Consider the following 7,193-nt stretch of genomic DNA (forward strand, 5'->3'; position numbering starts at 1 on the left):
CTCATTTTCCCAGCCATTCCTTGAAGTCCGTCATGCGGTCGCCGCTTACAAACACGTCTTCACGGGTGGCCGGTTTCAGTTCGAGTTTTAGTTTAGACGCCGAGTAGGTTACAATACTCCGGATGGCCGGCAGTGCAACCAAAAACGCACGGTTGACCCGGAAAAAATGCTTTGGATCAAGCATGGTAATTAACTTGTCGAGGCTATACTCAATCGGGTATCGCTGTCCTTCGTGTGTCGTGAGCCAGGTTGACCGGTCTTCGTAAAAAAAATAGGCAATGTCCGTTGTGGGAATGCTGTTGATTTTGGGACCCAGACTCACCATGAAGCGGTCCTTAAAATCCGCAGGAGCTGATTTTTGCAACAAATTCATCAGTGCGGTATAGTCCGGCTGAGGTGCGGCCGGCCGTGATGCCGGTAAACGCAGCTGCCTGAACTTGTCAATGGCAGTGGACAATTCATCTTCATCAACCGGTTTGAGCAGATAGTCGATGCTGTTGGCTTTGAAAGCCTGTATGGCATAATTGTCGTAGGCGGTTGTAAAGATGATCGGAACGGTAAGTTTGAGCTCGTCAATAATCCGGAAGGCTATGTCATCTTCAAGGTGAATATCCATGAAAATAAGGTCCGGCAATGCATCGGCAGGCTGACTGCCTAACCAGGCAACAGCACCGGCAACGGACTGTAGCCTGGTCATAACGCGGATGGCCGGGTCAAGCGTAGTCAGCAACTTCTCCAGCCGCCGCGCGGTGAGCATTTCGTCTTCAATAATGACTACGTTCATGTCAGCAGCGGTAGTTTGATGACAAAACAGTTATCTTCTTCCCCGATTGACACCCGGCGATCGGTCAGAAGCCGGTACCTGTTGGTGATATTCTCCAGACCAACACCGGTTGATTCTTCTACCTGCGGCCGGCGTTGCAACGGATTACTGACAAGCAGATAGTCATGTGCTGTGTCAATCGAAATAATCAGGGGATTTTCGGATGACATCTGGTTGTGTTTTACCGCATTTTCAACCAGCAGCTGGAGTGTTAAAGGCGCAATGGCAAACCGGCCGGCATCCTGAACCGCTACGTTATTGACAACCTGAAACTTGCCTTCAAACCGGATATTAAGCAGAAAACTGTATGATTCCAGAAAGGTTAGTTCCGTTTTCAGACTGATTCGTTCGGCATCCTGCTGTTCCAGAATGTAGCGGTAGACCTTCGAAAGCTGCTTGATAAACTTTACCGAAAGTTTAGGGTCAACATCCACCAGTGAGGTCAGGATGCTGAGGCTGTTAAACAAAAAATGAGGATTAATCTGGTTCCGGAGCGCAGCAAACTGCGTTTGTGTGGCTTCCCGTTTCAGTTGTTCAGCGTTGATCCGAAGCTGAGCCAGTTCACGGGCCCCGCGCCGGTTGGCCGACAGGTAAAACGCCATCAGCATCGCCAGCACGGTAAGGCCGTTATTGCCTTTGGTCCGCCGGCTTCTTTCGAGTTCCTTATAAAATTCAAGCTGAGGCGGGTCTTTTTTGGTCAATGGGGCCGCCTTGACGTCTTTATCACTCAGATACGCTTTGGTCGAGCGCAACAAGGCGTGAAAACCGATATTAAACATGATCGCCAGCGCTCCGGCAACCACCAGTGTGAGAAGCTGAACGGGCCATTTTACGTCGATATGAAAATCAGGCAGCGGACGTTTGAGAAACCGGCGTTCAATCCACTCCGTAAATCCAAGCCAGCTCGCCAGAAAGAGAATTGTAAGCGGGATTTCTATGGCCCAGATAACCCAGATTTGTTTATACTGCAGAAAATTCCATTCCCAGTGATCAATATTGAAATAAAGGCGTAGCGGCCAGTAAACGGCAAATACACTTGCCGCCAACCGCATTTTCTGAGGAATAGATAGTTTGCCGGAGTTGGGAACAAATTCCATGTAAACGGACAAGTCGTGAAAAATCAGGCAGCCGGCCGGTTAAAAGACCGGCTGCAATGACAAAGATAACGTGAATCCCCCGAACAGAGGGATTCACGTATGAATCAGGCAATCTTTCATTTGGTACCACCCTTTCGTGTGGTCTCCGGCTTACCATTAAGCAAATCATTCACAGCGATTCTGGCGTAGAATATGTTCAATAGCCTCTCAACATGCTGCTCAGGACCCGTTTCCTGAGTGCACTACAGGCGCTTATGGGGACTGAATCAGGTAATGCGACAGGTTTACGCCAGCGATTTGCGGGCTTCACGGTCAGGGTCATTCACCAGCACCGGCACATCATCAAGCACCATTGTTTCACCGTATTGGCTCGAATATGGCTTCCAGTTCGGTAAGCCGCCACCGTTAGGATTCCCGGTCTTCGCAAAATTGATAAACGAACCGGCCATTTTAGCTGATAGAGCCCGAGGGCGGGCGCCGCCGCCTGTATGCGTCAGCATGAGGTCGGTGTTGTAGAACCAGAAACAGATATCATCGCAGTGGAAAGCGCGCATCCGGCCATCAAAGAGCGGTGGCTGCCAGCCAAACCAGGCCAGGTATACGGGTGCTTTCTGCTGCGAGGCTTTAGCGTCGGCGGTGGCAATGGCATTCTTCCGGTTTGAGAGAATCAGTGCCCAGATTTCGACAGGACGCGCTTTCGGGAAATTTTTGGCGAAGGCCGCCACGATTTCCGCCGATTTATCCCCGAAACGTGGTTTGATTTTTTCTTTTACCTCATCGAGGGTGACCGATTCGAGGGTAGCGTCGGTCCGGTTCGGGCTGAATTCATGGAAGGTCGAGCAAATCATCAGTGGAATGTCCGCCGAGAAGTGATTTTTGTCGGCAAAAAACGGACCATTATCCAGGTAGTTGCCATCGCTGACCGGCGAGTATCCTCCGCGTACCAGATTCAGCTTTTTGGCTTCATCGGCCATTTTATCAACCGCCCGATTGGCAATGTCAATGTATTCCCGCCACGGAATCTGCTGTAATTTATCAATCTCTCCCGGTTTCAGACCGGCTTCTTCCACTACTTTCTTCCCTAATTTTTCCGCATATTCCTGATTTACACCGGCCAGCGAACTGCCGCTCAACGCAACAGCTTTGTGAAACAGGCCTTTTGCAGACGGCATATTCATCAGGGTGGTAACCTTGGCTCCTCCGCCCGACTGACCGATGATGGTCACGTTGTTCGGGTCGCCGCCAAAGTTAGCAATGTTGTTTTTTACCCATTCGAGCGCTGCCACCATGTCCAGATTTCCGACATTGCCGGAAGCCGGATGCCCGCCTGCTGCTTTTAAATCGGTATACCCCAGCGGGCCCAGCCGGTGATTCAGCGAGCAGAACACCAGATTACCCAGCCGGGCAAGATTTTCGCCGTGATAACCATCCTGTTCAATGCCGTTTCCGTTTGTAAAACCGCCACCATGCAACCAGACCACTACAGGCCGCTTTTGTTTGTCAACAGCCGGTGTCCAGACGTTGATTTTCAGGCAGTCTTCCGAGACATCATCGTAGTTCCAGTGGTCGACAAAGGAAGCATAGACGTTTGCATAACGCTTTTCCATGATCTGGGGAGCGGTATTGCCCCACCATAAGGCAGGTTTTACATCTGACCAGGGGGCCGGTTTCTGCGGAGGCATAAAGCGGTTTTTCCCCGAGGTATCGGCACCATACGGAATGCCAAGGTATTGGTAAACACCCCTCAGGATAAACCCGCGCACTTTTCCATATTCAGTATTGGCAATGGCAACATTATCGCCTACAAACAGGAGTTGTCCATCATTTGCCGGCGCTTTCGGCGCTTTATTTTTTGGGGTTGTTCCGGCTAGGGCTGCGGTTGACACACTGACCGACGCGGCACCAATCCCTAGTTTTTGTAGAAAATTACGTCTGGATGAGCTCATTTTCAGGCTATTGTAAGGTTCAGGAAAAGTAGTTCAGAATTATTGACAAGTTATACTATTGTCGTAAATAATTGCATAATTCACTGAGTGAATGCCGTTAAATCGTGAGTGAATGACGATAATAGCTGTACGAAATACATGATTAGGGGGTATTTTTTTAAAGGTCCACCCAATGCGCGGATTATTAACAAAAAAATACCGGCACATAAGACCGGTAATACACATACGAATTACTCTGAAATAACTGACCTGATTTTGACCAATGAAGTCAGCGCATTTAACACACCGGCTTTTTCTTCCGGCAAGCCGGCAACGTTTAACCAGGTATCAAACAGGTCATAGCTCCAGCCGGTAATTTGCCCACCCTTTGTTTTGATAAACAGGTCCAGGGTTTCTCCGGCCTTTTCGGGTGTTTGTTTGCCGGCCAAAACAGCAGTGGCAAGCCGGAGATATTCATGAAGCAAGGCGTAGCCACCAGACCGCTGATAATCAGGAAGGGCATCAAGGAATGTGAACGAGCGGTCGTATTGACCGGTAATGAGGCATAATTCGACCATCGTCAATCGTGTACCAGCATCAAGCATAATATGCTTCTCATAAGCGGAAATGGCATTTTTGAAGGTAGATATTGCCTGAGAACGCTGGTTGGTCAGCAGCTGGAAACGGCCAAGTTCCGTAAAGATCATACCGGCAATCAGGGCATCTACCGGATTCATTTTCTCCTTTTCCGGAAACGCCTTAGCGGCATGTTCTGCTGCTGTACGGGCAGCTTCGAATTGTCCCATCCGACCCAATGCCATCGCTTTTCGACTCAGCCAAAGAGGGTTAAGTTTATGGTAAGGCGGAACAGTCATTTCACTCAAACTAAGCGTATTGCTGTTTTGAGTCAGCAACGGCAGCCTGTTGAGGGCCTTGTCGAATTCGGTGACGGCATCTCCGAACTGTTTCCTGAAGAAATAAAACTCAGCCCGTTGTGCATGTATAACAGCAATCACCGAATCGGGTGCCAGTTCAATGGCTTTCGCCATATCCGCTTCCGCGCCGGCCCAGTCACGCTGCGATGCCTTCCGCATGGATGACTGCATAAATCCGTTAGCCAGCGGCCAGTCCTTTTTGCCTGAAACGTTCAGCTTAATCTGTCCGGTTTCGGCAAGCGCAATTCTAAGCTGGTCTTTACTGGTAAAGCCGGCATCCAGTAGTTGGGGCAGCGGATTTCCCCGCAGAACGATTACATTCAGGTTAGGGGCATCCAGTAACGCAGCCGGAACACTGGTGATTGCATTGTTATCGAGTTCTAATTGTTTTACCTGTATCTGTGACCAGTCAAGTTCCGGCCATTCCCCAAACCGTGTTCGTGAAAGAGAAAGCGCACGTAGTTTCGGCAATCTGATCAACTGTTTAAAGGCCTCATTCGCATTTAACGATGGCAGGCTCATCAGTCTGACCTGTTCCAGTGCTGAACACCTGACGATACTATCCGGCAGCGATTCTATCAGCAAAGGGTTCGTCTCCCGACCCTGAATAGTTAACGTAGTCAACTTTTTTAACCGGCCGATACTGTTTGGCAAACCTGTTAATTTATTGCCGATAAGCATCATTGTTTCCAGCTCCGGACAGTCACCAAGCTGATCCGGTAACGCCATCAGCTCATTATCCATTAGCATCAGTCCCCGCAGCTTTTTAAGTTTTCCAATCTCCTCCGGCAGAAAACGAACGTTTGATTTTGTCAACGTGATGTGTCTCAATTCGGTCAGGTTGCCAACAGATGCCGGTAATGTCTGAACCGGATTATCTTCAAGGTGTAAACTCGTCAGGCGGGTCAGCGAGCCAATATCCTCGGGAAGCTCGCGAATCGGGTTTTGGTGTACCAAAAACTCCTGCAGGTTTTTCCACCGGCTGACGCTGGCGGGTAATTTTGCGATTTGGTTCCGTGAAATGTCTAATCTAACCAGTGAATCCAGCTGGGTGATACTCTCCGGGAGTATGGTGATCGCATTCGAATTCAGGTTAAGACGTTTTAGCCGTTTCAGATTCCCGAGCCGGGCCGGTAACTGCGTCAGTTTATTGAAGTACAGATCGAGGGAAACAATATTTTTGCAATCAGCGAGTCCCTCCGGAAGTTGTACAAGCTCGTTTCCCCCTACCATTAACGACGTCAGACTAACTGCCCGGCTGATACCGGGAGGAATTTCGGTCAGTTTGTTTCTCCCTGCATTTAGCTGTACCAGTTTGGTTACGTTCATTAAGGGTGGTAACCGGCTCAGCTGGTTACCAGAGACATGCAGGGACAGGAGACCGGTCAGGAGACCAATTGAGTTTGGCAGCGCTTTCAGCTGGTTTTGCTCAAGATAGAGGTGCTTCAGGTCAGGTAGCGTACCAAAAAAATCGACAAGAGTATCCAGCTGGCATGAAGACAGATTCAGCGTTTGCAGCTTACCAAGCCCTCCGATCGGCGCCAGTGATTGTGTAAGCATGTTGTTCTGTAGCACTAGTGTTTCCAGTTGCTTCAGGTTACCCAGGCACACCGGAACGCCGGATAGTTTATTGGACCGGAGACTAAGCAACTTCAGACGCGGCATTGTACAGATTCCTTCCGGCCAGGTACTCAGGTTGGCACCGTCGATACTCAGCTCTTCCAGATCCTTGAGCCCACTCAGATTAATCGGTGTATCAATTGTCAGTTTGTCGCCTGTGTTGAATCCCCTGATTTTCAGCTTTTTTAGTTTCTTCAGATTAGCAAGGGCCTCGCCTTTATTCAGCAAACGCATCGACGCCTCCAGCGTTTCCAGATTGGTCATCTGTGCGATAGCCGCACCCAGTTGCCGGACCGGCTCATCAATAGCTGAACCTTTATCCTGAATAATCAACGCTTTTAACTGAACCAGCTGAGCCAGCTCAGCTGTAATCAGCATCTCATCAGACAGGAGCAGTATCAGTTTTTCAATTTGCGTTAACTTGCTCAATCCGGCTACCAGAACGGTCCTGTTTTCAGGTTTATTGTACCCAAAGAGCGGCGTTAAACCCACTGTTTTGAGTGTTGGCATCTCCGATAGGACACCGACTGCCTGTTGCCAGTCGGTAGTTTGGGCATTGAGCGTTATTTTTTTCAGAAAACCCAGCTGCCTGACCGATGCAGGTAACTGATTGACAGATGCCGTATTGTCGTGTTTCGTAAGCCCTGCCACCTGCGAAAAAGTCTGTACGTATCCGATGTCCAGATGCTGGATTGGCAACCCTTTAAGATGAGTCAGGGGTTCTTTTAGCAACGGGACAAAGAATTACGCTAAGGAATTTTGATCTACCCGCTCCGGCGCACCGGTTCGGCCC

General features: G+C 49.5%; 4 protein-coding genes. All 4 read right to left on the minus strand.

What is annotated here, in order from left to right; all coding sequences use genetic code 11:
* Position 1: 1 nt before the first annotated feature.
* On the minus strand, positions 2–784 hold the full coding sequence (locus AC23NW_RS20735; protein WP_487451736.1) for a LytR/AlgR family response regulator transcription factor: 783 nt from the start codon (positions 782–784) through the stop codon (positions 2–4).
* On the minus strand, positions 781–1,920 hold the full coding sequence (locus tag AC23NW_RS20740; protein WP_293835460.1) for a sensor histidine kinase: 1,140 nt from the start codon (positions 1,918–1,920) through the stop codon (positions 781–783). The genes AC23NW_RS20735 and AC23NW_RS20740 overlap by 4 nt, the downstream gene beginning before the upstream one ends.
* Positions 1,921–2,204: 284 nt before the next feature.
* Positions 2,205–3,866 carry a carboxylesterase/lipase family protein gene (locus tag AC23NW_RS20745; protein WP_487451737.1) on the minus strand — a complete coding sequence of 554 codons (1,662 nt, stop codon included), beginning with the start codon at positions 3,864–3,866 and terminating at the stop codon, positions 2,205–2,207.
* Positions 3,867–4,096: 230 nt separating this feature from the next.
* Positions 4,097–7,132: a leucine-rich repeat domain-containing protein gene (locus AC23NW_RS20750; RefSeq protein WP_487451738.1), complete on the minus strand. Its 3,036-nt coding sequence runs from the start codon at positions 7,130–7,132 to the stop codon at positions 4,097–4,099.
* Positions 7,133–7,193: the final 61 nt, after the last annotated feature.

Source organism: Arsenicibacter sp. R0_47 (genome assembly GCF_057652235.1).

Coding starts and splice junctions, on each gene's coding strand:
- AC23NW_RS20735 (WP_487451736.1), bottom strand. CDS start 784: ATGAACGTAGTCATTATTGAAGACGAAATGCTCACCGCGCGGCGGCTG.
- AC23NW_RS20740 (WP_293835460.1), bottom strand. CDS start 1,920: ATGGAATTTGTTCCCAACTCCGGCAAACTATCTATTCCTCAGAAAATG.
- AC23NW_RS20745 (WP_487451737.1), bottom strand. CDS start 3,866: ATGAGCTCATCCAGACGTAATTTTCTACAAAAACTAGGGATTGGTGCC.